Here is a 24,280-nt window from a genome sequence, read left to right as displayed (position 1 = left end):
AGTCCAGAGATCGATGTCAGAGAATCCGGGTTGCAGTTCCTGTGGTATATGGTATGCCAGCCACAAGACTGAGGTGGGCCTACGAGGTCACCGCCCGCGGGTTCAGGGAGCGACCATATGAATATCCATGAATATCAGGCCAAAGCGCTGCTGAACGAGTTCGGTGTCGCGATCTCCAAGGGCGTTCCGGTCCTGAAGGCCGCTGATGCGGACGCGGCGGCAAAGGCACTCCCGGGCCCGGTCTGGGTCGTGAAGAGCCAGATCCACGCCGGCGGCCGCGGCAAGGGCAAGTTCAAGGAAGCCTCGGCCGGCGACAAGGGCGGCGTCCGCATCGCCAAGTCGGCCGCGGAAGTTTCCGAATTCGCCAAGCAGATGCTCGGCGCCACGCTCGTCACCATCCAGACCGGCCCCGCCGGCAAGCAGGTCAACCGCCTCTACATCGAGGACGGCTCCGACATCGACAAGGAATTCTACCTCTCGATCCTGGTCGACCGCGAGACCTCTCGCGTCTCCTTCGTGGTGTCGACCGAGGGCGGCGTCAACATCGAGGACGTCGCGCACAACACGCCTGAGAAGATCGTGACCTTCTCGATCGATCCCGCGACCGGCATCATGGGCCATCACGGCCGCACCGTCGCGAACGCGCTGAAACTTTCCGGCGATCTCGCCAAGCAGGCCGAGAAGCTCACCGCGCAGCTCTACGCGGCCTTCGTCGCGAAGGACATGTCGATGCTGGAGATCAACCCGCTCGTCGTGACCAAGCAGGGCCAGCTCCGCGTGCTCGACGCCAAGGTGTCGTTCGACGACAACGCCCTGTTTCGTCACCCCGAGGTGCTCGCGCTGCGCGACGAGACCGAGGAAGACGCCAAGGAAATCGAGGCGTCCAAATACGACCTCAACTACGTCACCCTCGACGGCAATATCGGCTGCATGGTCAACGGCGCCGGTCTCGCGATGGCGACGATGGACATCATCAAGCTCTACGGCATGGCGCCGGCGAACTTCCTCGACGTCGGCGGCAGCGCCAGCAAGGAAAAGGTCGCGGCCGCCTTCAAGATCATCACCGCGGATCCCAACGTGAAGGGCATCCTGGTCAACATCTTCGGTGGCATCATGAAGTGCGACGTGATCGCCGAGGGCGTCACGGCCGCCGTTCGTGAAGTCGGCCTCAGCGTGCCGCTGGTGGTTCGCCTCGAAGGCACCAATGTCGAGCTGGGCAAGAAGATCATCCGTGAATCCGGCCTGAACGTGGTGCCGGCTGACAATCTCGACGACGCCGCGCAGAAGATCGTGAAGGCCGTCAAGGGAGGCTGAGGCCATGACCCAGGACCATCTCGCTGCATCATCCCCGCTGCCGGAGCACGCGCGTCTTGCCGCGTTCGCCGGTGAATGGAATGGCGAAGAGGTGGTCTTTCCGTCGCGGTGGACGGAGGGTGGAACGGCGACTTCTCGCGTCGTGGCCCACATGGATCTCAATGGCTTCTATCTGATCCAGGACTCGGTCCAGACCCGCGACGGCAAGCAGAGCTTCGCCACCCACGGCATCTTCACCTTCGACCGCGAAGACCGGACCTACAAATTGTTCTGGTACGATTCGCTCGGCTACACGCCGCCCTCGCCCGCCTCCGGCGGGTGGGTCGGCAAGACCCTGACGCTGGTGCGCGGCTCGCTCCGCGGCAATGCGCGCCACGTCTATGAAATCATCGACGACGATTCCTATTCGTTGAAGATCCAGTTCTCGCCGGACGCGGAAGGCTGGGCCGACGTGCTCACCGGCGTCTACCGCCGCATCCACTGACCTCTCACTCGTTAGTTTCGCGAAAGCAGACCTCATGTCCATCCTGATCGACAAGAACACCAAGGTCATCTGCCAGGGCTTTACCGGCAAGAACGGCACCTTCCATTCGGAGGCCGCGATTGCCTATGGCACCAAGATGGTCGGCGGCACCTCGCCCGGCAAAGGCGGCGCGACGCATCTGGGGCTGCCGGTGTTCGACACCGTGCGCGAGGCGCGTGAGAAGACCGGTGCCGATGCATCGGTGATCTATGTGCCGCCGCCGGGCGCGGCCGATGCGATCTGCGAAGCCATCGACGCCGAGATCCCGCTGATCGTCTGCATCACGGAAGGTATCCCGGTCATCGACATGGTCAGGGTGAAGCGTTCGCTGGCCGGCTCCAAGTCGCGCCTGATCGGGCCGAACTGCCCGGGCGTCATGACCGCCGGCGAGTGCAAGATCGGCATCATGCCAGCCAACATCTTCAAGACCGGCAGCGTCGGCATCGTCTCCCGCTCCGGCACGCTGACCTACGAAGCCGTGTTCCAGACCACCCAGGAAGGCCTCGGCCAGACCACCGCGGTCGGCATCGGCGGCGACCCGGTCAAGGGAACCGAGTTTATCGACGTGCTGGAAATGCTGCTCGGCGACCCCAAGACCGAGTCGATCATCATGATCGGCGAGATCGGCGGTTCCGCCGAGGAGGACGCCGCCCAGTTCCTCAAGGACGAGGCCAAGCGCGGCCGCAAGAAGCCGATGGTCGGTTTCATCGCCGGTGTCACGGCCCCTCCCGGCCGTCGCATGGGCCACGCCGGTGCGATCATTTCGGGCGGCAAGGGCGACGCCGGTTCCAAGACCGACGCGATGAAATCGGCTGGAATTACAGTGTCGCCATCTCCCGCGCGCCTCGGCCACACGCTTGCCGAAAAATTGAAAGCTTGATTCACACCTTCGTAATTTTCCGGGCGAAGTTTCGCAGCAAATAGGGTAAATGGTGCCTGTCGCGCTGGTCCTCTGCCGGGGAGCCCAGCGCCAGCGCCGTTTGTTATGCGCGAACCGAAATCGCCAGGAACTCAAGTATGTCTCGCCAAGACGCGAACGCAGCCTTTGCCCTCTCCTCCTTTTTGCAGGGCACCAACGCCACCTACATCGACGAAATCTACGCCCGCTACGAGAAGGACCCGTCCTCGGTGGATGCCGAGTGGCAGGACTTCTTCAAGAGCCTCAACGACCAGCCGGGTGACATCAGCAAGAACGCCCAAGGCCCGTCCTGGGAGCGCGCCAACTGGCCGCTGACCCCGCAGGATGATCTGACCTCCGCGCTCGACGGCAATTGGGCGGAAGTCGAGAAGACGGTCGGAGCCAAGATCGCGGCCAAGGCGCAGGCCAAGGCCGGCGATAAGAGCGGCGGCCTCTCCTCCGCCGACCTTCTCCAGGCCACCCGCGACTCGGTCCGGGCCCTGATGCTGATCCGGTCCTACCGCATGCGCGGTCACTTCCACGCCAAGCTCGATCCGCTCGGCATCGAAGCCCAGCGCAATCGCGAAGAGCTCGACCCGCGGACCTACGGCTTCAGCGAAGCCGATTTCGAACGCAAGATCTTCCTCGACCATGTGCTCGGTCTCGAATACGCCAGCTTGCGCGAAATCACCGCGATCTGCGAGCGCACCTACTGCCAGACGCTCGGCGTCGAGTTCATGCACATCACCAACGCGGCGCAGAAGGCGTGGATCCAGGAGCGGATCGAGGGGCCGGACAAGGAAATCTCGTTCACCCGCGAAGGTCGCCGTGCCATCCTGATGAAGTTGGTCGAAGCCGAAGGTTTCGAGAAATTCTGCGACACCAAGTTCACCGGCACCAAGCGCTTCGGCCTGGACGGTGCTGAATCGCTGATCCCCGCGCTCGAGCAGATCATCAAGCGCGGCGGCAATCTCGGCGTGAAGGAGGTCGTGCTGGGCATGCCGCATCGCGGCCGCCTCAACGTGCTGACCCAGGTGATGGGCAAGCCGCATCGCGCGCTGTTCCACGAGTTCAAGGGCGGTTCGGCCAATCCTGATGCGGTCGAAGGCTCGGGCGACGTCAAATATCACCTCGGCGCGTCCTCGGACCGCGAGTTCGACGGCAACCGCATCCATCTGTCGCTGACCGCCAACCCCTCGCATCTGGAGATCGTCGATCCCGTCGTGCTTGGAAAAGTCCGCGCCAAGCAGGACCAGCACGGCGATCCGCCGGATATGCGCATCTCGGTGATGCCGCTCCTGATGCACGGCGACGCCGCGTTCGCCGGCCAGGGCGTGGTCGCGGAATGTTTCGGCCTGTCGGACCTGAAGGGCTACCGCACCGGCGGCTCCGTGCACTTCATCGTCAACAACCAGATCGGCTTCACCACCTATCCGCGTTATTCCCGTTCGTCGCCTTACCCGTCCGACGTGGCGAAGATGATCGACGCGCCGATCTTCCACGTCAACGGCGACGATCCGGAAGCCGTCGTGTTCGCGGCCAAGGTCGCGACCGAGTTCCGCCAGAAATTCCACAAGCCCGTCGTCATCGACATGTTCTGCTACCGCAGGCATGGCCATAACGAGGGCGACGAGCCGGCTTTCACGCAGCCGGTGATGTACAAGAAGATCGCGGCCCATCCGTCGACGCTCGAGCTCTACGCCCGCCGCCTCATCAGCGAAGGCGTGCTGACCGAGGGCGAGGTCGAGAAGGCCAAGGCCGACTGGCGCGCGCGGCTCGATGCCGAGCTCGAAGCCGGCTCCGGCTACAAGCCCAACAAGGCCGACTGGCTCGACGGCAAATGGGCCGGCTTCAAGATCGCCGATCAGGAAGAAGATGCGCGGCGTGGCGTCACCGGCGTCGACATCGCCGCCCTGAAGGACATCGGTCGCAAGATCACCAAGGTGCCGGACGGTTTCCGCGTCCACCGCACGATCCAGCGCTTCCTAGAAAACCGCGCCAAGGCGATCGACGGCGGCACGGGCATCGACTGGGCGACCGGCGAAGCGCTGGCGTTCTGCACGCTGCTCAACGAGAACCACCATGTCCGCCTGTCCGGACAGGATTCGGAGCGCGGCACTTTCTCGCAGCGCCACTCGGTCCTGATCGATCAAGAAGACGAGAGCCGCTACACGCCGTTCAACCATCTCGGTCACGAGCAGGGCCATTACGAGGTCATCAACTCGCTGCTGTCGGAAGAAGCCGTGCTCGGCTTCGAATACGGCTATTCGCTCGCCGAGCCGAACACGCTCACCCTGTGGGAAGCGCAGTTCGGCGACTTCGCCAACGGCGCGCAGGTCGTGTTCGACCAGTTCATCTCCTCGGGTGAGCGCAAATGGCTGCGCATGTCCGGCCTCGTCTGCCTCCTGCCGCACGGCTATGAAGGCCAGGGACCGGAGCACTCCTCGGCGCGTCTGGAGCGCTATCTGCAGATGTGCGCGGAAGACAACATGCAGGTGGTCTATCCGACCACGCCGGCGAACTACTTCCACGTGCTGCGCCGGCAGCTTCATCGCGAGATCCGCAAGCCGCTGATCGTGATGACGCCGAAGTCCCTGCTGCGTCACAAGCGGGCGGTGTCGCGTCTCGAGGAGCTCGCGAAGGGAACGACCTTCCACCGCATCCTCTATGACGACGCCCAGATGCTGCCGAGCGAAGCGATCAAGCTCGTTCCCGACGAGAAGATCCGCCGCATCGTGCTCTGCTCGGGCAAGGTCTATTACGACCTCTACGAGGAGCGCGAGAAGCGCGGCATGGACGACATCTACCTGATGCGCGTCGAGCAACTGTATCCGGTGCCGCTCAAGGCGCTGGTGGCCGAACTGTCGCGCTTCAAGAAGGCCGAAGTGGTGTGGTGCCAGGAAGAGCCGCGCAACATGGGTGCCTGGCACTTCATCGAGCCCTATCTGGAATGGGTGCTGAACCAGGTGAACGGTGCGAGCCGGCGTCCGCGTTATGTCGGCCGCGCCGCCTCCGCCGCGACCGCCACGGGTCTGATGTCGAAGCATCAGGCGCAGCTGAAGGCGTTCTTGGACGAAGCATTGAGCTGAGAAGTTTTTACACCTCGTCATGCCCCGCCTTGTGCGCAATTGCGCACTGGGGCGGGGGATCCAGTATTCCGCGCCGCCCGTCTCTATCACGACTGTCACGGCGTACTGGATCGCCCGCATCCGCGGGCGCTGACATCTGCACCTATGTCCGCATTGGCGATCTCCTTAAGGAAAAGACCATGACTGAAATTCGTGTGCCGACCCTCGGCGAATCCGTCACCGAGGCCACCATCGGCCGCTGGTTCAAGAAGGCCGGCGATCCCGTTGCCGTCGACGAGCCCTTGGTGGAGCTCGAGACCGACAAGGTCACCATCGAAGTCCCGGCGCCCTCCGCCGGCACGCTGAGCGAGATCATCGCCGCCGATGGTGCCACCGTCGCCGTCGGCGCGCTGCTCGGCCAGATTACCGAAGGCGCCGCCGGCGCTGCCAAGCCGGCAGCTGCGCCCGCGAAGCCCGCGGCTGCCGCTCCTGCGGCCGCTGCTGCTCCCGCCGCGGCGAAGGCGCCACCGGCCGATGCGCCGCTCGCTCCCTCCGTGCGGAAGCTCTCGGCCGAGACCGGCGTCGACGCCTCGACCGTTCCCGGCTCCGGCAAGGACGGGCGCGTCACCAAGGGCGACATGCTCGCCGCGATCGAGCGTGCGGCCTCGGCGCCGACCCCCGTCAACCAGCCGGCCGCAGCGGTTCAGGTCCGCGCACCGTCGCCGGCCGATGACGCCGCCCGCGAAGAGCGCGTCAAGATGACCCGGCTGCGCCAGACCATCGCGCGCCGCCTCAAGGACGTGCAGAACACCGCCGCGATGCTCACGACCTTCAACGAGGTCGACATGACCAACGTCATGGCGCTGCGTGCTCACTACAAGGATGCGTTCGAGAAGAAGCATGGCTCGAAGCTCGGCTTCATGGGCTTCTTCACCAAGGCCGTCGTCCAGGGGTTGAAGGACATCCCGGCCGTCAACGCCGAGATCGACGGCACCGATCTGATCTACAAGAACTACTATCACATCGGCGTCGCCGTCGGCACTGACAAGGGCCTCGTCGTGCCCGTGGTGCGCGACTGCGACAACAAGTCGATCGCCGACATCGAGAAGGGCATCGCCGATTTCGGCCGCCGCGCCCGCGACGGCCAGCTCAAGATCGACGAGATGCAGGGCGGCACCTTCACCATCACCAATGGCGGCATCTACGGCTCGCTGATGTCGACCCCGATCCTGAATGCGCCGCAGTCCGGCATCCTCGGCATGCACAAGATCCAGGAGCGGCCGATGGTCGTCGGCGGCAAGATCGAGGTCCGCCCGATGATGTATCTGGCGCTGTCCTACGATCACCGCGTCATCGACGGCAAGGAAGCCGTGACCTTCCTGGTTCGCGTCAAGGAGAGCCTGGAAGATCCGGCGCGCCTGGTGCTCGATCTCTGATCGCTGATGCTCTGCGAGCGCCGTCGCCTTTCGCGACGGCGCCTGTCGAACTATGGAGGCGCGCGTGACGGATAAAGTCGTTGTCATCACCGGCGGCAGCCGCGGCATCGGCCGTGCGACCGCAATTGCCGCCGCGGCACGCGGCTTCCGGATCGTTGTCGGCTATGCCAGCAACAAGACGGCCGCCGATGAGGTGGTCGCCGAGATCGCGGCCAGCAACGGCAAGGCCATCGCGGTGAAATGCGACGTCGCCGAGGAAAGCGACATCCTGGCGCTGTTCAAGGCCGCGGACGCGTTCGGCACGCTCGGCGCGCTCGTCAACAATGGCGGTATTGTCGGGACCAGCGGCGTGCGCGTCGACGAGATGTCGGCCGAGCGCATCCAGCGTGTGATGGCGGTCAACGTCACCGGCTCCATCCTCTGCGCGCGCGAAGCCGTGAAGCGGATGTCGACCAGGCACGGCGGCCAGGGCGGCGTCATCGTCAATCTGTCGTCGGTTGCGGCCAAGCTCGGCGCGCCGAACACCTATGTCGACTATGCCGCGTCCAAGGGCGCGATCGATTCCTTCACCATCGGCCTCGGCTATGAGGTTGCCGGCGAGGGCATTCGCGTCGCGGGCATCCGCCCCGGCCTGATCGACACCGAAATCCACGCTGCCGGCGGTGAGCCCGACCGCGCCCATCGCCTGGCCCATATGGTGCCGATGAAGCGCGTCGGTACGGCCGATGAAGTCGCCAATGCCATCGTCTGGCTGATGTCGGACGATGCCTCCTACGTTACCTCAGCCATTCTCGATGTGTCCGGCGGACGCTGACGCGCCGCGGGGACGCTGACACATCCTTCAACGCTAAACTTACGGGACTTTCTCTCATGGCTACCTACGATCTCGTCGTCATCGGCACCGGACCGGGCGGTTATGTCTGCGCGGTGCGTGCAGCGCAGCTCGGCATGAAAGTCGCCGTGGTGGAAAAGAACGCGACGCTCGGCGGCACCTGCCTCAATGTCGGCTGCATGCCGTCGAAGGCGCTGCTGCATGCCTCCGAAATGTTCGAGGAGGCCGGGCATTCCTTCGCCAAGATGGGCGTCAGCGTCTCCGCGCCGAAGCTCGATTTACCTGCGATGATGAACTTCAAGCAGCAGGGCATCGACGGCAACGTCAAGGGCGTCGAGTTCCTGATGAAGAAGAACAAGATCGACGTGCTCAAGGGCGCCGGCAAGATTCTCGGCACGGGCAAGGTCGAAGTCTCCGCCGACGGCAAGTCGCAGGTCATCGAAACCAAGAGCATCGTGATCGCCACCGGCTCGGACATCGCGCGTCTCAAGGGCATCGAGATCGACGAGACGCGCATCGTGTCGTCGACCGGCGCGCTGTCGCTGGACAAGGTCCCCGGCAAGCTCTTGATCGTCGGCGCCGGCGTGATCGGGCTCGAGCTCGGCTCGGTCTGGCACCGTCTCGGCGCCGAAGTCGTCGTGGTCGAATTCCTCGACCGCATTCTGCCCGGAATGGACGGCGAGATCGCCAAGCAATTCCAGCGCATCCTGGAGAAGCAGGGCTTTGCCTTCAAGCTCAGTGCCAAGGTCACGGGCGTGGACACCTCCGGCAAGACGCTGAAGGCGACGATCGAGCCCGCCGCGGGGGGCGCTGCCGAGACGCTGGAGGCCGACGTCGTTCTCGTCTGTATCGGCCGTGTGCCGTACACGGAGGGGCTCGGCCTGAAGGAAGCCGGTGTTGCACTCGACAATCGCGGCCGCGTGCAGATCGACCCGCATTTCGCCACCAGCGTGAAGGGCGTCTATGCCATCGGCGACGTCGTCGCGGGCCCGATGCTCGCGCACAAGGCCGAGGATGAAGGCGTCGCGGTTGCCGAGATCATCGCCGGGCAGGCCGGCCACGTGAACTACGATGTTATCCCAGGCGTCGTGTATACCACGCCGGAAGTATCCTCCGTCGGCAAGACCGAGGAGGAGCTGAAGCAGGCGGGCGTGGCTTATACGGTCGGAAAGTTTCCCTTTACCGCCAACGGGCGCTCCAAGGTCAACCAGACCACCGACGGCTTTGTGAAGATTCTCGCAGATGCGAAGACCGATCGCGTGCTCGGCGTGCACATTATCGGCCGCGAAGCCGGCGAAATGATCCATGAGGCAGCCGTTCTCATGGAGTTTGGCGGCAGCGCGGAGGATCTCGCGCGCACGTGCCACGCGCACCCGACCCGCTCGGAGGCCATCAAGGAAGCCGCGCTTGCAGTCGGCAAGCGGGCCATCCATATGTAGGTCGCGCCCAGCGCCGAATCGGGCGGGAAACACATGCTACGCCGCCTGCTTCAACCGGTCTGGGTCCTGCTTGCGATCATCTTCCTGATCGAAGCCTGGCTGTGGGACCATCTCGAACCGATCGTCGCGCGGGTTGTCGCAATCGTCCCGCTTGCGCGGTTCAAGCAATGGCTGTCGGACCGCGTCGATGCGCTGTCGCCGGCGATGACGCTGATCGTGTTCGCTGTACCGATCGTCCCGCTGTTTCCGCTCAAGCTGGTTGGCCTGTGGCTGCTCACGCACGAATACTGGACCAGCGCGGTCTTCACCATCGTGTTCGCAAAGCTGCTCGGGGTCGGCGTCACCGCCTTCGTGTTCGACGTGACGCGCGACAAGCTGATGGAGATGGCGTGGTTCGAGCGGCTCTATGATCTGGTGCTGAAGCTGCGTGCCAAGGCCGCCGAGCTGGTCGATCCGATCAAGCGACGCATCAAGGAGCTGATCGCCGGCAACGGCGAAGGCTGGTCCTCCCGCACGCTCCGCCTGATCCAGCGCTTTCGCAAGAGCGTGCACGAAGCGCGTTGAGCGTCGCCACTTGTTCAGTGTCATTGCCCGCGAAGGCGGGCGATCCAGTATTCCAGAGACAGTGAGGCTAGAATCGAGAGGCCGCGGCGTACTGGATGCCCCGCCTTCGCGGAGCATGACAGCGGAGTATGTAGCGTCAACGCCTCAATGCAGATGCAGCAGATGCGGCGACCATGCGCCGAGCATGGTCATCCCAAGTCCGGCAAGCGACAGCAGGCCCGCGATCCAGGCGAGCGGCAGCATGCCGGTGATGATGGTGGCTGAGGCCAGCACGATGCCGATCTGGAAGGCGGCGGACGCCAGCTCGAAGTGATGATATTTCGCAGTCGCCTCGTCGCGCTCATGCTCGGCGTGCTTGGCCTTTTCGGCCAGCTGCTCGGTGCCTTCGCCGGTCTCCGGCTCGGAGCGGTAGCGCTGCGCGGTCTTCTGCCAGTCCTCGATCTGCTTCTGCACGGCCACCTTGTTGGCCTCGTCGCTCGCCGCGCCGAGGATGAGCTTGCCCTGGTCGGCCATGGTCTGCACCACGGTGCGGCGGATGCTCTTGGCCTGGAAGAACGCCCAGAGGTTGGAGGCCTCGACGTTCTTGCTGATCGATTCGGTCTGGGCGCCCTTGCCGAGCGTCTCGGAGATCGCCAGGAACAGCGCCAGAACCGCGATCAGGAGCGCGATCTTCTTGTTCGAGCCGGACGCGTGTTCGGCGTGCTCGGCATGCTCCATGCTTTCATGTGCGCTCATAAATCCCTCCTGCCTGTTTACCAACGATTGACCGAACTGCGCGACGGGCGCAAGTGGCAAGCCGCGATGGCCGTTGCAATTAAGGGTTTCGCGTCGGGGCTGATCTAGTCCTGTCCCATGACCACAGCGGAATTCATCGCAGCCTGCGTCTGGCCTTCCATCCTCGTCTCCGCGTTTGCGCTGCTGAAGGCCCGCAACACCGCGGCCTTTCCGTTCGTCGGCAAGATTGTCCTCGCGCTTGGCCTGACCTACATCGGCCTGTTGCGGTTTTATGACAAGAGCTCGATCATCGCAGTCAACGACGTCCATGTCGGCCTCGTTGTTCTGGGCCTGATTATCGTCGGCTCGCAGCTGCGACAACCTCCGCTGTACGGCTCATGGCGTGACCAGGCGAAGGCGTTCGCCTCGATGATCCTGATCGTGCTGCTCGGCAGCGGTCTTGCATGGTATGCCGGACGAATGCTGTTTCTCGATCACCTGACGTCCCGCCTTGTGATCGAAGGCCGTGTCGATCGTGCGTGGAGGTCAGGTAGCCGCCGCAAAGCGGACTATCTCGTTCGCATCGCGGGCCAACCGGTGAAGGTCACGGCGCCGCTGTACGAGCGGCTGGAGACGTTCAGGCCGATGGTCCGCGTCGAGGTCGGGCGCGGCTCGAACTACGTCTACGATATCGAGTATCTCGCCAACTGAGCCGCTATCGGCGCGGATGCGCGCTGGCATAGACTTCCAGCAGCCGCTCGGCATCGATGCCGGTATAGATCTGCGTGGTCGAGAGCGAGGCATGGCCGAGCAATTCCTGGATCGCGCGCAAATCGCCGCCGCGTGACAACAGGTGCGTGGCGAAGGAATGCCGGAGGGCGTGCGGCGTGGCGCTGTCGGGCAGGCCGAGCGCGCCGCGCAGCCGCTCCATCGCGAGCTGGATGATGCGCGGGCTCAAGGGCCCGCCGCGTGCGCCGACGAAGATCGGCCCCTCCGCCGGCAGCGGATGCGGGCACATGGAAGCGTATTCTTGCACCAGTGCGAGCACGTTCTGGAGCACCGGCACCATGCGGGTCTTGTTGCCTTTGCCCGTCACGATCAGCACGTCGCCTTCACCGGGACGCGGGACCTCGCGGCGCGTCAGCCCCAGCGCTTCGGAGATGCGCAGGCCCGAGCCGTAGAGGAGAGCCATCACGGCGGCGTCGCGCGCAAGAATCCAGGTCTCGCGGTCCTCGCCGGCGCGCTCGTCGGCGTCCGCAAGACGTTTGGCCGACGCCATCGGCAGCGGCTTGGGCAGGCTCTTTGCGACTTTCGGCGCGCGGATCGCCGAGAGCGCCCCGACCTTGCCCTTGCCTTCGCGCTCGAGGAAGCGGCCGAACGAGCGCAGGCCCGCGAGCGCGCGCATCAGCGAGCGGCCGGCAATATCGTCGGCGCGGCGCATCGCCATGAAGGCTCTGATATCGGTGGCCTCCAGCGCGCCGAAACGCTTTAGCGTCACTCGCTCGCCCCAATGGCCGCAGAGGAAATTCAGGCATTGCCGCAAATCGCGGGCATAGGCTTCCAGCGTCTTCGGCGACAGCCGCCGCTCCGCGCCGAGATGCGACAGCCAGCGCGTCATCTCCTGCGCGATATCAGGATCGGCGCTGGCGAGGTCGATTTGTGGGGCGGCCGCTTTGCTCATGCGCTCTGGACGTGGTGATTCCACTCAGTATATCGCATCACACTCGTTTATCGTTCGCTAAGGCCGCCTCAGGGCGCTAGCCTTGAAGCCCTCGGGTTCCGATTCCCCTCCATGGATCACACGTCGCGCAGCAACGCCGTCTCCGCCAACGCGACCCGCATGGTCGACGTGCTGGTGCCGGTCGCGCTCGACCAGACCTATTCCTACAAGGTGCCGCGCGGGATGGAGCTGAAGGCGGGCGACATTATTGGCGTGCCGCTCGGCCCGCGCGAGGTGCTCGCCGTGGTCTGGGCCGAAAACGCCAATCCTGATCCGCGCCTGCACAACCGCCTTAAGGAGGTCAGCGAAAAGCTCGACATCCCGCCGCTGAAGCCCGAGCTGCGTGCGGTCGTGGACTGGATCGCCAATTACACGTTGAGCCCGCGCGGCATGGTGCTGCGCATGTGCCTGCGGATGGGCGACAACCTCGGCCCCGAGCGGGTGCGCGCCGGCGTGCGCCTGGTCGGCGATCCGCCAAAACGTCTGACGCCGGCGCGGCAGCGCCTGATCGAGGTGCTGTCGGACCGGCTGCTGCACGGCAAGTCCGAGGCGGCCAGAGAGGCCGGGGTTTCGGCCGGCGTGATCGACGGCCTCGTCGACGAAGGAACGCTCTCGGTCGAGCCGATGCCCCCGCCGCCGCCGCCGCCGGCCCCAGATCCGGATTTCAGCCGGCCGGATTTTTCGCCGCTTCAGCGCGCCGGGGTCGATGCCATGCGCGCACTCGCCGCCAACGGCAGCTTTCACGTCGCGCTGCTCGACGGTGTCACCGGCTCGGGCAAGACCGAGGTTTACTTCGAAGCCGTCGCCGAGGCGATCCGCCGCGGAAAACAGTCGCTCATCCTGATGCCGGAGATCGCGCTCACCGGCCAGTTCCTCGATCGCTTCGCGCAGCGCTTTGGCGTGCGCCCTCTGGAATGGCATTCCGAACTGACGCCGCGCACCCGCGCGCGCAATTGGGCGGCGATCTCCGAGGGCAGCGCGCCGGTTGTGGTCGGCGCGCGCTCAGCGCTCTTTCTGCCCTACGCCAATCTCGGCCTCATCGTGGTCGATGAAGAGCACGACCAAGCCTACAAGCAGGACGAGGGCGTGCATTATCACGCCCGTGACATGGCGGTGGTGCGCGCGCATATCGCAAAGGTTCCGATCGTGCTGGCGTCGGCGACGCCGTCGGTCGAATCCGAGGTCAATGCGCGCAAGAACCGCTATCAGCGCATCGCTCTGCCGTCGCGCTTCGGCGGCCAGCACATGCCACATATCGAGGCCATTGACATGCGCCGCGAGCCGCCGGCGCGCGGCCGCTTCATCTCGCCGCGGCTGGCGTCCGAGATCAGGACCGCGATCGAGCGGCGCGAGCAGGCGCTACTGTTCCTCAATCGCCGCGGTTATGCGCCGTTGACGCTGTGCCGCGCCTGCGGCCATCGCTTCGCCTGCACCATCTGCGATGCCTGGCTGGTCGATCACCGGTTCCGCCAGCGCCTCGTCTGTCACCATTGCGGCTTCTCGATGCCGCGCCCGCAAACCTGTCCGCATTGCGCGGCGGAGGAATCGCTGGTCGCGGTCGGGCCCGGCGTCGAGCGCTTGCAGGAGGAGGCGGCGGCGCTGTTCCCGGAGGCCCGCACCATGGTGCTGTCGAGCGATCTCATCACCTCGATCGAGACGATGCGCTCCGAGCTGAACGACATCGCGGAGGGCCGCGTCGACGTCATCATCGGCACCCAGCTCGTCGCCAAGGGCCACAATTTTCCGCGGCTCAATCTGGTGGGCGTGGTCGATGCGGATCTCGGCCTGTCCAATGGCGATCCGCGCGCCTCCGAGCGCACCTGGCAGTTGCTCAACCAGGTGATCGGCCGCGCCGGGCGCGAGCAGGGCCGTGGCATCGGTTATCTCCAGACCCACCAGCCCGATCATCCCGTGATGAAGGCGCTGATCGCCTGCGACCGCGAAGCGTTCTACGATAGCGAGATCGATTTGCGCGAACGCACGCTCTATCCGCCGTTCGGGCGGCTCGCGAGCCTGATCATTTCCGCCGGCGACCGGCCGAGCGCCGAAGGCTTTGGCCGCCACCTCGTTGCGCTCGCGCCGCGCGACGAACGCGTTGTGGTGCTGGGCCCGGCGGAAGCCCCGCTCGCAGTGATCAAGGGCCGCTACCGCTTCCGAATCCTGGTGAAATCAGCGCGCGGCTTCGACCTGTCGGATTATCTGCGCAACTGGCTTGCCGCATGCCCGAAGCCGAAGGGCAATCAAAAGCTCGAAGTCGACGTCGATCCGCAGAGCTTTTTGTAAGGAGCTGCAAAACTCCCCGTCATTGCGAGCGCAGCGACTTGTCCGCCGAAGCTTTAGCGAAGGCGGAAGCAATCCAGAATCCCTCCACGGAGGCAGTCTGGATTGCTTCGTCTCTCCGCTCCTCGCAATAACGGCGGAAGAACAAACAAAAAGCCCGCCGTCCCCCAAGACGGCGAGCTTGTTTCAGGCGTCGCGCTTTAGGAGACGACTTCGGCAGTGACGCGGCCGACGCCGGCGCCGGTGAGGCCGATGGCACGGGCAGCGCCCGTGGAGAGGTCGAGGACACGGCCGCGGATGAACGGGCCACGGTCGTTGATGGTGACGATGACGCTCGAGCCGCCATGGGTGACACGCAGCTTGGTGCCGAACGGCAGTGAACGGTGTGCCGCGGTCATGGCGTTCTGGTTGAAGCGCTGGCCCGAGGCGGTCCTGCTGCCGGACTCGTTCCCGTAAAAGGAAGCCATGCCGGAGAAGGAACGTCCGGTGCCCTGCGACGGCGTCATCGATGCATTGGCGTTACGCCAATCGGAGGTCGTGTTGGCATCGGTCTGGGCGTGGTGGCGGTGATGATGGTGGGAATAGCGATGGTGATGGCGGGATTTGGCGGAAGCTTCGGTGGCAGTTCCCCCGATGAGAAGAGTTGCGGCAACGAAGGCGATCGCCGTACGCGGCCGGGTCACTGAGCCCAGCGTCTTCAAACAAAGCATATATTGGTCCCTAACTAGTATTGCCACATATGTGGCAAGTGGAGCCCCCGTAAGTTTGCGAGCGGGATCGCGTTTCGATTCCTAATGAGGCATGAATTTGGCAGTAAATCCGTTCTGTGTCGCCCTGTAATATCTTGTTACCGGCGGGGATATTCGGCCGACATTCCGTAATATTGGAATTTAACGATTTGTTAACCTCCATATTACTTACGAATACTGTAAAACGAAGTCATCGATTTCCGCATTTAGAATTCAGAAAGTATTCGGCGAGTGGAGCCGGGAGGGCCGGAATAACGCCTCAGCGATCCGTGTTCATGGCCGCTATGCGCTGAGGGCAGGAACCAATCGCCGGCCTCGGCTCAGGGGTGGGCTTAAGCGCTGTGGCAATTCCGCGGCATGCAAGGTCGTCGTCGCGTCGTCGTGGAGTGCGACGAACTGGCGACAGAACGCTTTAATTTGGCGTCATGTTGCACGTGCGCGCCTGCTATGTTAGCAAAGCCGCGATTTTAGCGAGCCCGGCACTTCCGTGCGGGGTCGAAAATCGAAGTCCCGCTTGAATTCCAAGGGCTTGGATCGCTAGGCGCCGCTTCGTGGCGACGGTTTTTCCCTTGCGAGTTTGACAGCAAAAAGAGCACGTCTGTGGCTGCAGAAGATACGTCCGTTTCCGGTGTGTCGGGCCGTTATGCAACGGCCTTGTTTGAACTGGCCCGCGACCAGAAAGTGGTCGACGAGGTCAAAGCCGATCTCGAAAAATTCGAGGGCATGCTGAACGAAAGCGCCGATCTGAAGCGCCTCGTCCGCAGCCCTGTGTTCGCGGCCGACGCCCAGTCCAGGGCCCTCTCGGCCGTGCTGGACAAGGCCGGCATCGCCGGCATCTCCGCCAATTTCCTGAAAGTGCTGACCGCCAACCGCCGCCTGTTCGCGGTGGCTGACGTCATCCGCGCCTATCGCGCCCTGGTCGCCAAGTTCAAGGGCGAGGCGACGGCCGACGTCACCGTGGCGGAGGCGCTCTCGGACAAGAATCTCGACGCCCTCAAGGTTGCCCTGAAGTCGGTGACCGGCAAGGACGTCGCGCTCAACGTGAAGGTCGATCCCTCGATCATCGGTGGCCTCGTGGTCAAGCTTGGCAGCCGAATGATCGATAGCTCGCTTCGCACCAAACTCAATTCGATCAAGCACGCGATGAAAGAGGCAGGCTGATGGACATCCGCGCCGCGGAAATTTCCGCGATCCTCAAGGACCAGATCAAGAATTTCGGCCAGGAAGCTGAAGTCTCCGAAGTCGGACAGGTGCTGTCCGTCGGCGACGGTATCGCTCGCGTTTTCGGTCTGGATAACGTCCAGGCCGGTGAAATGGTCGAATTCGAGAACGGCACCCGCGGCATGGCGCTGAACCTCGAAACCGACAACGTCGGTATCGTCATTTTCGGCGCTGACCGCGAGATCAAGGAAGGTCAGACCGTCAAGCGCACCCGCGCCATCGTGGACGCGCCGGTCGGCAAGGGCCTGCTCGGCCGCGTCGTCGACGCGCTCGGCAACCCCATCGACGGCAAGGGCCCGATCCAGGCCGACAAGCGCATGCGCGTCGACGTCAAGGCGCCCGGCATCATTCCGCGCAAGTCGGTGAACGAGCCGATGGCGACCGGCCTCAAGGCGATCGACGCCCTGATCCCGATCGGCCGCGGCCAGCGCGAGCTGATCATCGGCGACCGTCAGACCGGCAAGACCGCGATCGCGCTCGACACCATCCTCAACCAGAAGCCGCTCAACGCGCAGCCGGACGAGAACATCAAGCTGTATTGCGTCTACGTCGCGATCGGCCAGAAGCGCTCGACGGTTGCCCAGTTCGTGAAGGTGCTGGAAGAGCAGGGCGCGCTCGAATATTCGATCATCGTCGCCGCCACCGCGTCGGATCCGGCACCGATGCAGTACATCGCGCCGTTCACCGGCTGCACCATGGGCGAGTACTTCCGCGACAACGGCATGCACGCCGTCATCATCTATGACGATTTGTCCAAGCAGGCCGTCGCCTACCGCCAGATGTCGCTCCTGCTGCGCCGCCCGCCGGGCCGCGAAGCCTATCCGGGCGACGTGTTCTATCTGCATTCCCGCCTGCTCGAGCGCGCGGCGAAGCTGAACAAGGACCAGGGTTCGGGCTCGCTGACGGCGCTGCCGGTCATCGAAACCCAGGCCAACGACGTGTCGGCCTACATTCCGACCAACGTCATCTCGATCACCGACGGCCAGATCTTCCTGGAAACCGACCTGTTCTTCCAGGGCATTCGCCCCGCGGTGAACGTCGGTCTGTCGGTGTCGCGCGTCGGCTCCTCGGCACAGACGAAGGCCACCAAGAAGGTCGCCGGCAAGATCAAGGGCGAGCTCGCGCAGTACCGCGAAATGGCGGCGTTCGCGCAGTTCGGCTCCGACCTCGACGCCTCGACCCAGCGCCTGCTCAATCGCGGCTCGCGTCTGACCGAGCTCCTGAAGCAGCCGCAGTTCGCGCCGCTGAAGATGGAAGAGCAGGTCTGCGTGATCTGGGCCGGCACCAACGGCTATCTCGACCCGCTGCCGGTTAACAAGGTGCGCGCGTTCGAGGACGGTCTGTTGTCGCTGCTCCGCGGCAAGAACGTCGAGATCCTCAACGCGATCCGCGACAGCCGCGATCTCTCCGACGACACCGCCGCCAAGCTGAAGTCGGTGGTCGAAGGTTTCGCCAAGAGCTTCGCATAAGAACGGTCGCATGGCCGGGCTTCTTGTCCCGGCCTTCCGTGCCTCACTGCATGGAGACGAAGACGTAGATGCCCGGGACACGCCCGGGCATGACGACTGGGATAGGCTAGCGGCTTGATCCAAGGGATCGAACCGCCGGGGTGAACGAAGAATGGCGTCACTTAAAGACATGCGCGTCCGCATCGCCTCCACCAAGGCGACGCAGAAGATCACCAAGGCCATGCAAATGGTCGCGGCGTCCCGGTTGCGCCGCGCGCAGCAAGCGGCCGAGGCGGCGCGGCCCTATGCCGACAAGATGAGCGCGGTGATCTCCAACATCGCCAGCGCTGCCGCCGGTTCGCCCGGCGCCCCGGTGCTGCTGGCCGGCACCGGCAAGGATCAGGTTCACCTGCTGCTGGTCTGCACCGGCGAGCGCGGCCTGTCCGGCGCGTTCAACTCCTCGATCGTGCGCCTCGCGCGCGAGCGCGCCCAGTCGCTGATGGCGCAGGGCAAGGAAGTCAAATTCTTCTGCGTCGGCCGCAAGGGCTACGAGCAGCTCCGCCGCCTGTACGACAAGCAGATCGTCGAGCATCTCGACCTGCGCGGCGTTCGTCAGCTCGGCTTCGTCAACGCGGACGACATCGCCAAGAAGGTTCTGGCCCGCTTCGACAACGGCGAATTCGATGTCTGCACGCTGTTCTACGCGCAGTTCAAGTCGGTGATCGCCCAGGTCCCGACCGCGCAGCAGATCATTCCGCTGACCGTGGAAGAAAAGGCGGCGACCGCGCCGTCGACGTCCTACGACTATGAGCCGGAGGAAGACGAACTCCTCTCCGGCCTGTTGCCGCGGAACATCGCGGTGCAGATTTTCCGTGCGCTGCTGGAAAACAACGCCTCGTTCTATGGCGCGCAGATGAGCTCCATGGACAACGCCACCCGCAACGCCGGCGAAATGATCCGCAAGCAAACCCAGATCTACAACCGAACCCGTCAAGCCCAGATCACCAAGGAGCTGATCGAGATCATCTCCGGCGCCGAGGCGGTCTGACGCACGAACCAAACGACGGTCGTTCAAGTAAAGAATTTCGAAGGAGAGCTTCATGGCTACAGCAGCTACCCAGGTCGGTCGTGTCACCCAGGTCATGGGCGCCGTCGTCGACGTTCAGTTCGAAGGCCATCTGCCGGCCATTCTGAATTCGTTGGAAACCAGGAACGGCAACATCCGCCTCGTGCTGGAAGTTGCGCAGCATCTCGGTGAGTCCACCGTGCGCACGATCGCGATGGACGTGACCGAAGGTCTGGTCCGCGGCCAGGAAGTGACCGACACCGGTCAGCCGATCTCGGTTCCCGTGGGTGCGGGCACGCTCGGGCGCATCATGAACGTGATCGGCGAGCCGATCGACGAAGCCGGTCCGATCCAGTCCGAAGGCATGCGCGCCATCCACCAGGAAGCGCCGAGCTACACCGACCAGTCGACCGAAGCTGAAATTCTCGTCACCGGCATCAAGGTCGTCGACTTGCTCGCGCCCTACGCCAAGGGCGGCAAGATCGGCCTGTTCGGCGGCGCCGGCGTCGGCAAGACCGTGCTGATTCAGGAGCTGATCAACAACGTCGCGAAGGCGCACGGTGGTTATTCCGTGTTCGCCGGCGTCGGCGAGCGTACCCGCGAGGGCAACGACCTCTATCACGAGTTCATCGAGTCCAAGGTCAACGCCGATCCGCATAATCCGGATCCGAGCGTCAAGTCGAAGTGCGCGCTGGTGTTCGGCCAGATGAACGAGCCGCCCGGCGCTCGCGCCCGCGTCGGCCTCACCGGTCTGACCGTCGCCGAGCACTTCCGCGACCAGGGCCAGGACGTGCTGTTCTTCGTCGACAACATCTTCCGCTTCACCCAGGCCGGTTCTGAAGTGTCGGCGCTGCTCGGCCGTATCCCGAGCGCCGTGGGTTACCAGCCGACGCTCGCCACCGACATGGGCGCGCTGCAGGAGCGCATCACCACCACGCAGAAGGGTTCGATCACCTCGGTGCAGGCCATTTACGTTCCGGCCGACGACTTGACCGACCCGGCGCCCGCGACCTCGTTCGCGCATTTGGACGCCACCACGGTGTTGAACCGCGCGATCTCGGAAAAGGGCATCTATCCGGCGGTGGACCCGCTCGACTCGACCTCGCGCATGCTCTCGCCGCTCGTCGTCGGCCAGGAGCACTACGACACCGCGCGTCAGGTCCAGCAGGTGCTGCAGCGCTACAAGTCGCTGCAGGACATCATCGCCATTCTCGGCATGGACGAGCTTTCGGAAGAGGACAAGCTGACGGTGGCCCGCGCCCGCAAGATTGAGCGCTTCCTGTCGCAGCCCTTCCATGTCGCCGAAATCTTCACCGGCTCGCCCGGCAAGTTCGTCGACCTCGCGGACACCATCAAGGGCTTCCGCGGCCTCTGCGAAGGCAAGTACGACCACCTGCCGGAAGCCGCCTTCTACATGGTCGGCACCATCGAAGAGGCGATCGAGAAGGGCAAGAAGCTGGCGGCCGAGGCGGCCTAAGCTGCGAAGGGCGAGCAGGGAGTGGCGAATAGTCGCGCCGCTCCCGCTCCATTCGCAATTCGCTACTCACCATTCGCAGGTTTCCAATGGCCACCTTCCACTTCGATCTCGTCTCGCCGGAAAAGCTCGCCTTCTCGGGCGAGGTCGACCAGGTCGATATCCCCGGCGTCGAAGGTGACTTCGGCGTGCTGGCGGGACACGCGCCGGTCGTGGCCGCGATCCGGCCCGGCATTCTCACCGTGACCACCGGCGGCAAGCACGAGAAGATCATCGTGCTCGGCGGTATCGCCGAAGTCTCCGAGAAGGGCCTGACCGTACTCGCCGACGTCGCGACCTCGCTGGCCGAGCTCGACCGCGCGCAGTTCGCCGCGACCATCTCGGAGATGGAAGAGGGCTTGAAGGAGCACGAAGGCAACGAGCTCGATCAAGCCATCGCCCGGCTCGACCACTTCAAGAGCATCCAGCAGCAGCTCAGCAGCACGGCGATGCACTAAGCCCCGGTGCACTGCGCCGGGGCCCGAACTGAAAATTCCTGAATAAGTTCAGCGCTCGTCACGGGAGTGGCGGGCGCTGAAACTTTGTTGCACGGCGCCGCCGATAGCGCCATTCTGCGCCCGCGAACTTTGTTCCGGGGGCCGACCGCAGATGAAACGCAAGATCGCAGCGATTTTCGCGGCCGATATTGCCGGTTACTCGCGACTGGTTGCGGAAGACGAAGAGGAGACGCTGCGGCGTCTCGCCGCCTATCGCGAGGTCGTCGATGATTTCATTGCCAGGGCGGGCGGACGCATCTTCAACACCGCGGGCGATGCCGTGCTTGCGGAATTTCCAAGCGCAGTCGATGCGGTGCGCTGCGCGATCGACATTCAGGAATCCCTGCGAACCCGCAACATGGCCTATCCGCCGAGCCGGCAGATGTCGTTCCGCATCGGTATCACCATCGGTGACGTGGTCGAGCGCGACGGCGATCTGCTCGGTGACGGCGTCAATATCGCCGCCCGGCTCGAGGGCCTCGCCGAGGTCGGGGGCATCTGCGTCTCCCGCGCCGTGCACGAGCAGGTCGCCAACAAGCTGTCGGTGCAGTTCGCCGATATCGGCGCGCAGGAGGTCAAGAACATCCCGACGCCGGTGCACGCCTACATGGTGGCGATGCGGCGCGGGGACGGTAGCTACGCGACGCCGCAGATCAAGAAGGTGACGAAGGCTGAGGCCGCGCCGAACTGGATGTGGCCGCTGGTGGTCGGTGTCGTCTCCGTCGTCGCCATCGGCGTCGGCGGCTTCCTCTATTTCACCAAGCTCGAGACGACCAGGGCGCCGGCGGTTGCAGTGACCGCGCCAAGCCCAGCATCAAGTCCGATGCCCAACGCGGCTGCGGCAGCAGCGCCAAGCCCGTCATCCACCATGGCGGCGAAAGCGCCGATGCCCATGCCGGCACCATCGGCTTCACCGATGGCCGGCAAGTTTCCTGCCGACAGCGTCCCCTTCATCAACGAGCGCATCCGCAACTACCTGGCCGGCGACTATTCCGCTGCCGGCGACTACAAGGCGTTCGCACTCAATGTCGGCGGGTTCACCGGCGCGTCGTTGAATCAGCCGAACGAGGAAGCCGCGCGCAACGCCGCACTCGATCAGTGCCAGAAGCGCGCCGATGCCGCGCAGTCGCCGCGGCGTTGCGAGCTCTATGCAGTCGGCAACAATGTGGTCTACACGCACGGCAAACCGCCGATGCCGCCGCAACCGTTCGTCCGGCATGATGCCATGACCGAGCGCGCCTTCGCCTCGAAAGACTTTCCGATGGTGCGCGATCCCGCCAAGGTCCGGCTCGAGAACATGTTCGTGCCCGCGGCAAAATCCCGCGCGGTCGCGCTCGGCCCCGGCGGCCAATATTTCATGGTGATGGGCGCATCGTCCACCGACGATGCCGCGCGGCGTTCACTGGAATCGTGCGGTGCGATCGCCGGCGTCGCCTGCCTGGTCGTTGCGGTCGACGAGAATTTCGTCGTGCCGATCCCGACCCTGCTCCGGATCACCGGCTTCTTCCATGCGGCGTCGAACGCCTCGATCATCGCAGATGCGCGCGACGAGGTCGTGCGCAAGCTCGCCGACGGCATGGGCTGGAACGCCGTCGCGGTCGGCACCGCGGGCCGGCCGGGCCTCGGCCTCAAGGCCGCGGACGAGCAGACCGCCGTCAATTCCGCGCTCGCCGACTGCGCCAAGCGCGACAGTGACTGCCACCTCATCGCAATCGGCCCGTTCACGGTGGGACCGATCAACTAGGCTCACGCAAATTTCCGGGCAAAGTTCTCTAATGATTTCAACCCCGTTCTACTGTGCATGGGGTTGTTTTTCGCGTTTTTAGTTCGCGAACGGCGCAAACTGCTGCGCCACTGCGCTGTAGACGTGGCGGCGGAACGGCACCACGACATCGGGGACGCGGTCGAGCCGCTCCCAGCGCCAGGCGTCGAACTCGGCGGGCTGCCCGTTGCGCGGCGTCAGCGGATCGATCTCGTCATCCTTGCCGGTGAAGCGTAACGCGAACCATTTCTGGCGCTGGCCGCGGAATTTCGCCAGCCGATGCGTCTGCGGCCCGTCATAAGGCGGGAATTCGTAAGTCAGCCAGTCGGTCTCGCCGAGATAGGATGCGCTCTTGACGCTGGTCTCTTCCCAGAGCTCGCGCAGCGCGGCATCGCGCAAATCCTCGCCCTCGTCGACGCCGCCCTGCGGCATTTGCCAGTCCAGACCCGGCAGGATGATCTCGGGTCCGTCGCCCTTGAAGCGGTGCCCGATCAGCACGCGGCCATCGGCATTGAACAGCGCGATTCCGACATTGGGACGGTAGGGTTTTTCAGTGCTCACGCGCGGATCTCTCGTCGTCATTTCAGGCTGTGCATTAGAGCGTTTTCGAGCGAAGTGGATACCGCGGTTCGCGTCAAGAAAACGCGTCAAAATAAAAAACTAGAGCCCCGTTCCGATTCTATCGGAACGGAACGGCTCTAGCATCAACCTGGAATGGCGACTTGAACTAATCCTGCGCCAGTGCGGAAAATTCCTTCACCACGCGCTCGTAGACCGGGCGCTTGAACGGGACGATCAGCCCGGTCAGGTTCTTCATCGGCTCCCAGCGCCAGCTCACGAACTCGGCCTTGTGGCCGCCGCCGGGCTTTTCGACGTTGATCTCGCTATCCTTGCCGGTGAAGCGGACCGCGAACCATTTCTGGCGCTGACCGCGGTAGCGGCCCTTCCAGGTGCGCCCGGCGACCGTGCGCGGAATGTCGTAAGTGAGCCAGTCCGGAACTTCGCCGAGCCGCTCAACTGAACGCACGCTGGTCTCCTCATAGAGCTCGCGCTTGGCGGCCTCCCAATTGTCCTCGCCGGGATCGACGCCGCCCTGCGGCATCTGCCAGACATGGGTGTCGTCGACATGCTCGATGCCGCCGGCACGCCGGCCGATGAACACCAGTCCGTCCTTGTTGAGCAACATCACGCCGACGCAGGTCCGGTAGGGCAGATCCTCGTAACGCGCCATTCCGC

General features: G+C 64.3%; 21 protein-coding genes. 16 read left to right on the top strand and 5 right to left on the bottom strand.

Annotation, left to right across the window (positions count from 1 at the left end; translation table 11 throughout):
- The first annotated feature begins 117 nt into the window (after window positions 1-117).
- The 8 genes from sucC to ACFQX9_RS05465 all read left to right on the top strand — a co-directional run bounded on the left by sucC (window position 118) and on the right by ACFQX9_RS05465 (window position 10,074).
- Window positions 118-1,314, top strand: coding sequence for an ADP-forming succinate--CoA ligase subunit beta (sucC, locus tag ACFQX9_RS05500; protein WP_027566399.1), 1,197 nt, complete (start codon window positions 118-120; stop codon window positions 1,312-1,314).
- A 4-nt stretch (window positions 1,315-1,318) separates the two neighbouring features.
- Window positions 1,319-1,798, top strand: a complete 480-nt coding sequence (locus tag ACFQX9_RS05495; protein WP_007604324.1) for a DUF1579 family protein — start codon at window positions 1,319-1,321, stop codon at window positions 1,796-1,798.
- A 34-nt stretch (window positions 1,799-1,832) separates the two neighbouring features.
- Window positions 1,833-2,717: a succinate--CoA ligase subunit alpha gene (gene sucD, locus ACFQX9_RS05490; RefSeq protein ID WP_007604325.1), complete on the top strand. Its 885-nt coding sequence runs from the start codon at window positions 1,833-1,835 to the stop codon at window positions 2,715-2,717.
- 137 nt (window positions 2,718-2,854) lie between these two features.
- A complete protein-coding gene (locus ACFQX9_RS05485) occupies window positions 2,855-5,824 on the top strand; it encodes a 2-oxoglutarate dehydrogenase E1 component (protein WP_085348693.1) in 2,970 nt (989 codons plus the stop codon).
- 179 nt (window positions 5,825-6,003) lie between these two features.
- Window positions 6,004-7,239, top strand: coding sequence for a 2-oxoglutarate dehydrogenase complex dihydrolipoyllysine-residue succinyltransferase (gene odhB, locus ACFQX9_RS05480; RefSeq protein WP_026233886.1), 1,236 nt, complete (start codon window positions 6,004-6,006; stop codon window positions 7,237-7,239).
- Between the two features lie 52 nt (window positions 7,240-7,291).
- Window positions 7,292-8,053 carry an SDR family oxidoreductase gene (locus ACFQX9_RS05475; RefSeq protein WP_018459834.1) on the top strand — a complete coding sequence of 254 codons (762 nt, stop codon included), beginning with the start codon at window positions 7,292-7,294 and terminating at the stop codon, window positions 8,051-8,053.
- A 56-nt stretch (window positions 8,054-8,109) separates the two neighbouring features.
- Window positions 8,110-9,510, top strand: coding sequence for a dihydrolipoyl dehydrogenase (gene lpdA, locus ACFQX9_RS05470; protein WP_085358293.1), 1,401 nt, complete (start codon window positions 8,110-8,112; stop codon window positions 9,508-9,510).
- 33 nt (window positions 9,511-9,543) lie between these two features.
- Window positions 9,544-10,074, top strand: coding sequence for a hypothetical protein (locus ACFQX9_RS05465; protein ID WP_085348691.1), 531 nt, complete (start codon window positions 9,544-9,546; stop codon window positions 10,072-10,074).
- Window positions 10,075-10,218: 144 nt separating this feature from the next.
- On the opposite strand, the gene ACFQX9_RS05460 is transcribed toward ACFQX9_RS05465, so the two are convergent.
- On the bottom strand, window positions 10,219-10,809 hold the full coding sequence (locus ACFQX9_RS05460) for a DUF4337 domain-containing protein (protein WP_026233888.1): 591 nt from the start codon (window positions 10,807-10,809) through the stop codon (window positions 10,219-10,221).
- A gap of 117 nt (window positions 10,810-10,926) precedes the next feature.
- Here ACFQX9_RS05460 and ACFQX9_RS05455 point away from each other — a divergent pair, with 117 nt between their 5' ends.
- Window positions 10,927-11,499 carry a hypothetical protein gene (locus ACFQX9_RS05455; protein ID WP_085358291.1) on the top strand — a complete coding sequence of 191 codons (573 nt, stop codon included), beginning with the start codon at window positions 10,927-10,929 and terminating at the stop codon, window positions 11,497-11,499.
- 4 nt (window positions 11,500-11,503) lie between these two features.
- Here the strand turns inward: ACFQX9_RS05455 and ACFQX9_RS05450 are convergent, their stop codons facing one another.
- Entirely contained in the window at window positions 11,504-12,469 is a 966-nt protein-coding gene (locus ACFQX9_RS05450) for a tyrosine recombinase XerC (protein ID WP_377787045.1), read from the bottom strand.
- Between the two features lie 111 nt (window positions 12,470-12,580).
- Here ACFQX9_RS05450 and ACFQX9_RS05445 point away from each other — a divergent pair, with 111 nt between their 5' ends.
- Entirely contained in the window at window positions 12,581-14,791 is a 2,211-nt protein-coding gene (locus ACFQX9_RS05445) for a primosomal protein N' (protein WP_377787042.1), read from the top strand.
- Between the two features lie 197 nt (window positions 14,792-14,988).
- Here ACFQX9_RS05445 and ACFQX9_RS05440 read toward each other — a convergent pair whose 3' ends face one another.
- Complete coding sequence (locus tag ACFQX9_RS05440) at window positions 14,989-15,498, bottom strand: septal ring lytic transglycosylase RlpA family protein (RefSeq protein WP_085348687.1); 510 nt, start codon at window positions 15,496-15,498, stop codon at window positions 14,989-14,991.
- A 639-nt stretch (window positions 15,499-16,137) separates the two neighbouring features.
- Here ACFQX9_RS05440 and ACFQX9_RS05435 point away from each other — a divergent pair.
- From ACFQX9_RS05435 to ACFQX9_RS05410, 6 genes are all read left to right on the top strand, one after another.
- A complete protein-coding gene (locus tag ACFQX9_RS05435) occupies window positions 16,138-16,698 on the top strand; it encodes a F0F1 ATP synthase subunit delta (protein ID WP_027566412.1) in 561 nt (186 codons plus the stop codon).
- Window positions 16,698-18,227: a F0F1 ATP synthase subunit alpha gene (atpA, locus tag ACFQX9_RS05430; protein WP_018459843.1), complete on the top strand. Its 1,530-nt coding sequence runs from the start codon at window positions 16,698-16,700 to the stop codon at window positions 18,225-18,227. Before ACFQX9_RS05435 ends, atpA begins: the two co-directional genes overlap by 1 nt.
- Window positions 18,228-18,378: 151 nt before the next feature.
- Window positions 18,379-19,254, top strand: coding sequence for a F0F1 ATP synthase subunit gamma (locus ACFQX9_RS05425; protein ID WP_377787038.1), 876 nt, complete (start codon window positions 18,379-18,381; stop codon window positions 19,252-19,254).
- 52 nt (window positions 19,255-19,306) lie between these two features.
- Window positions 19,307-20,749 carry a F0F1 ATP synthase subunit beta gene (atpD, locus tag ACFQX9_RS05420; RefSeq protein ID WP_007598896.1) on the top strand — a complete coding sequence of 481 codons (1,443 nt, stop codon included), beginning with the start codon at window positions 19,307-19,309 and terminating at the stop codon, window positions 20,747-20,749.
- A gap of 86 nt (window positions 20,750-20,835) precedes the next feature.
- Complete coding sequence (locus ACFQX9_RS05415) at window positions 20,836-21,243, top strand: F0F1 ATP synthase subunit epsilon (RefSeq protein WP_018459845.1); 408 nt, start codon at window positions 20,836-20,838, stop codon at window positions 21,241-21,243.
- 151 nt (window positions 21,244-21,394) lie between these two features.
- On the top strand, window positions 21,395-23,026 hold the full coding sequence (locus tag ACFQX9_RS05410) for an adenylate/guanylate cyclase domain-containing protein (RefSeq protein WP_018459846.1): 1,632 nt from the start codon (window positions 21,395-21,397) through the stop codon (window positions 23,024-23,026).
- A 78-nt stretch (window positions 23,027-23,104) separates the two neighbouring features.
- Here ACFQX9_RS05410 and ACFQX9_RS05405 read toward each other — a convergent pair whose 3' ends face one another.
- Together ACFQX9_RS05405 and ACFQX9_RS05400 are read right to left on the bottom strand one after the other, a co-directional pair.
- A complete protein-coding gene (locus ACFQX9_RS05405) occupies window positions 23,105-23,605 on the bottom strand; it encodes an RNA pyrophosphohydrolase (protein WP_018459847.1) in 501 nt (166 codons plus the stop codon).
- A gap of 166 nt (window positions 23,606-23,771) precedes the next feature.
- Complete coding sequence (locus ACFQX9_RS05400; RefSeq protein ID WP_018459848.1) at window positions 23,772-24,275, bottom strand: RNA pyrophosphohydrolase; 504 nt, start codon at window positions 24,273-24,275, stop codon at window positions 23,772-23,774.
- Window positions 24,276-24,280 lie beyond the last annotated feature (5 nt).

The organism is Bradyrhizobium sp. GCM10028915 (genome assembly GCF_042666195.1).
In the GTDB taxonomy this organism is placed as follows: domain Bacteria; phylum Pseudomonadota; class Alphaproteobacteria; order Rhizobiales; family Xanthobacteraceae; genus Bradyrhizobium; species Bradyrhizobium canariense_D.
The sequence above is the reverse complement of the archived record's forward strand: the minus strand, read 5'-3'. Positions and strand labels throughout refer to the sequence as shown.

What these genes read in the sequence shown, in the direction of transcription:
- ACFQX9_RS05410 (WP_018459846.1), top strand. Translation starts at nt 21,395, where the DNA reads ATGAAACGCAAGATCGCAGCGATTTTCGCGGCCGATATTGCCGGTTAC.
- ACFQX9_RS05415 (WP_018459845.1), top strand. Translation starts at nt 20,836, where the DNA reads ATGGCCACCTTCCACTTCGATCTCGTCTCGCCGGAAAAGCTCGCCTTC.
- lpdA (WP_085358293.1), top strand. Translation starts at nt 8,110, where the DNA reads ATGGCTACCTACGATCTCGTCGTCATCGGCACCGGACCGGGCGGTTAT.
- ACFQX9_RS05460 (WP_026233888.1), bottom strand. Translation starts at nt 10,809, where the DNA reads ATGAGCGCACATGAAAGCATGGAGCATGCCGAGCACGCCGAACACGCG.
- ACFQX9_RS05455 (WP_085358291.1), top strand. Translation starts at nt 10,927, where the DNA reads ATGACCACAGCGGAATTCATCGCAGCCTGCGTCTGGCCTTCCATCCTC.
- odhB (WP_026233886.1), top strand. Translation starts at nt 6,004, where the DNA reads ATGACTGAAATTCGTGTGCCGACCCTCGGCGAATCCGTCACCGAGGCC.
- ACFQX9_RS05440 (WP_085348687.1), bottom strand. Translation starts at nt 15,498, where the DNA reads ATGCTTTGTTTGAAGACGCTGGGCTCAGTGACCCGGCCGCGTACGGCG.
- ACFQX9_RS05495 (WP_007604324.1), top strand. Translation starts at nt 1,319, where the DNA reads ATGACCCAGGACCATCTCGCTGCATCATCCCCGCTGCCGGAGCACGCG.
- ACFQX9_RS05465 (WP_085348691.1), top strand. Translation starts at nt 9,544, where the DNA reads ATGCTACGCCGCCTGCTTCAACCGGTCTGGGTCCTGCTTGCGATCATC.
- ACFQX9_RS05450 (WP_377787045.1), bottom strand. Translation starts at nt 12,469, where the DNA reads ATGAGCAAAGCGGCCGCCCCACAAATCGACCTCGCCAGCGCCGATCCT.
- ACFQX9_RS05425 (WP_377787038.1), top strand. Translation starts at nt 18,379, where the DNA reads ATGGCGTCACTTAAAGACATGCGCGTCCGCATCGCCTCCACCAAGGCG.
- sucC (WP_027566399.1), top strand. Translation starts at nt 118, where the DNA reads ATGAATATCCATGAATATCAGGCCAAAGCGCTGCTGAACGAGTTCGGT.
- atpA (WP_018459843.1), top strand. Translation starts at nt 16,698, where the DNA reads ATGGACATCCGCGCCGCGGAAATTTCCGCGATCCTCAAGGACCAGATC.
- atpD (WP_007598896.1), top strand. Translation starts at nt 19,307, where the DNA reads ATGGCTACAGCAGCTACCCAGGTCGGTCGTGTCACCCAGGTCATGGGC.
- sucD (WP_007604325.1), top strand. Translation starts at nt 1,833, where the DNA reads ATGTCCATCCTGATCGACAAGAACACCAAGGTCATCTGCCAGGGCTTT.
- ACFQX9_RS05485 (WP_085348693.1), top strand. Translation starts at nt 2,855, where the DNA reads ATGTCTCGCCAAGACGCGAACGCAGCCTTTGCCCTCTCCTCCTTTTTG.
- ACFQX9_RS05475 (WP_018459834.1), top strand. Translation starts at nt 7,292, where the DNA reads ATGGAGGCGCGCGTGACGGATAAAGTCGTTGTCATCACCGGCGGCAGC.
- ACFQX9_RS05445 (WP_377787042.1), top strand. Translation starts at nt 12,581, where the DNA reads ATGGATCACACGTCGCGCAGCAACGCCGTCTCCGCCAACGCGACCCGC.
- ACFQX9_RS05400 (WP_018459848.1), bottom strand. Translation starts at nt 24,275, where the DNA reads ATGGCGCGTTACGAGGATCTGCCCTACCGGACCTGCGTCGGCGTGATG.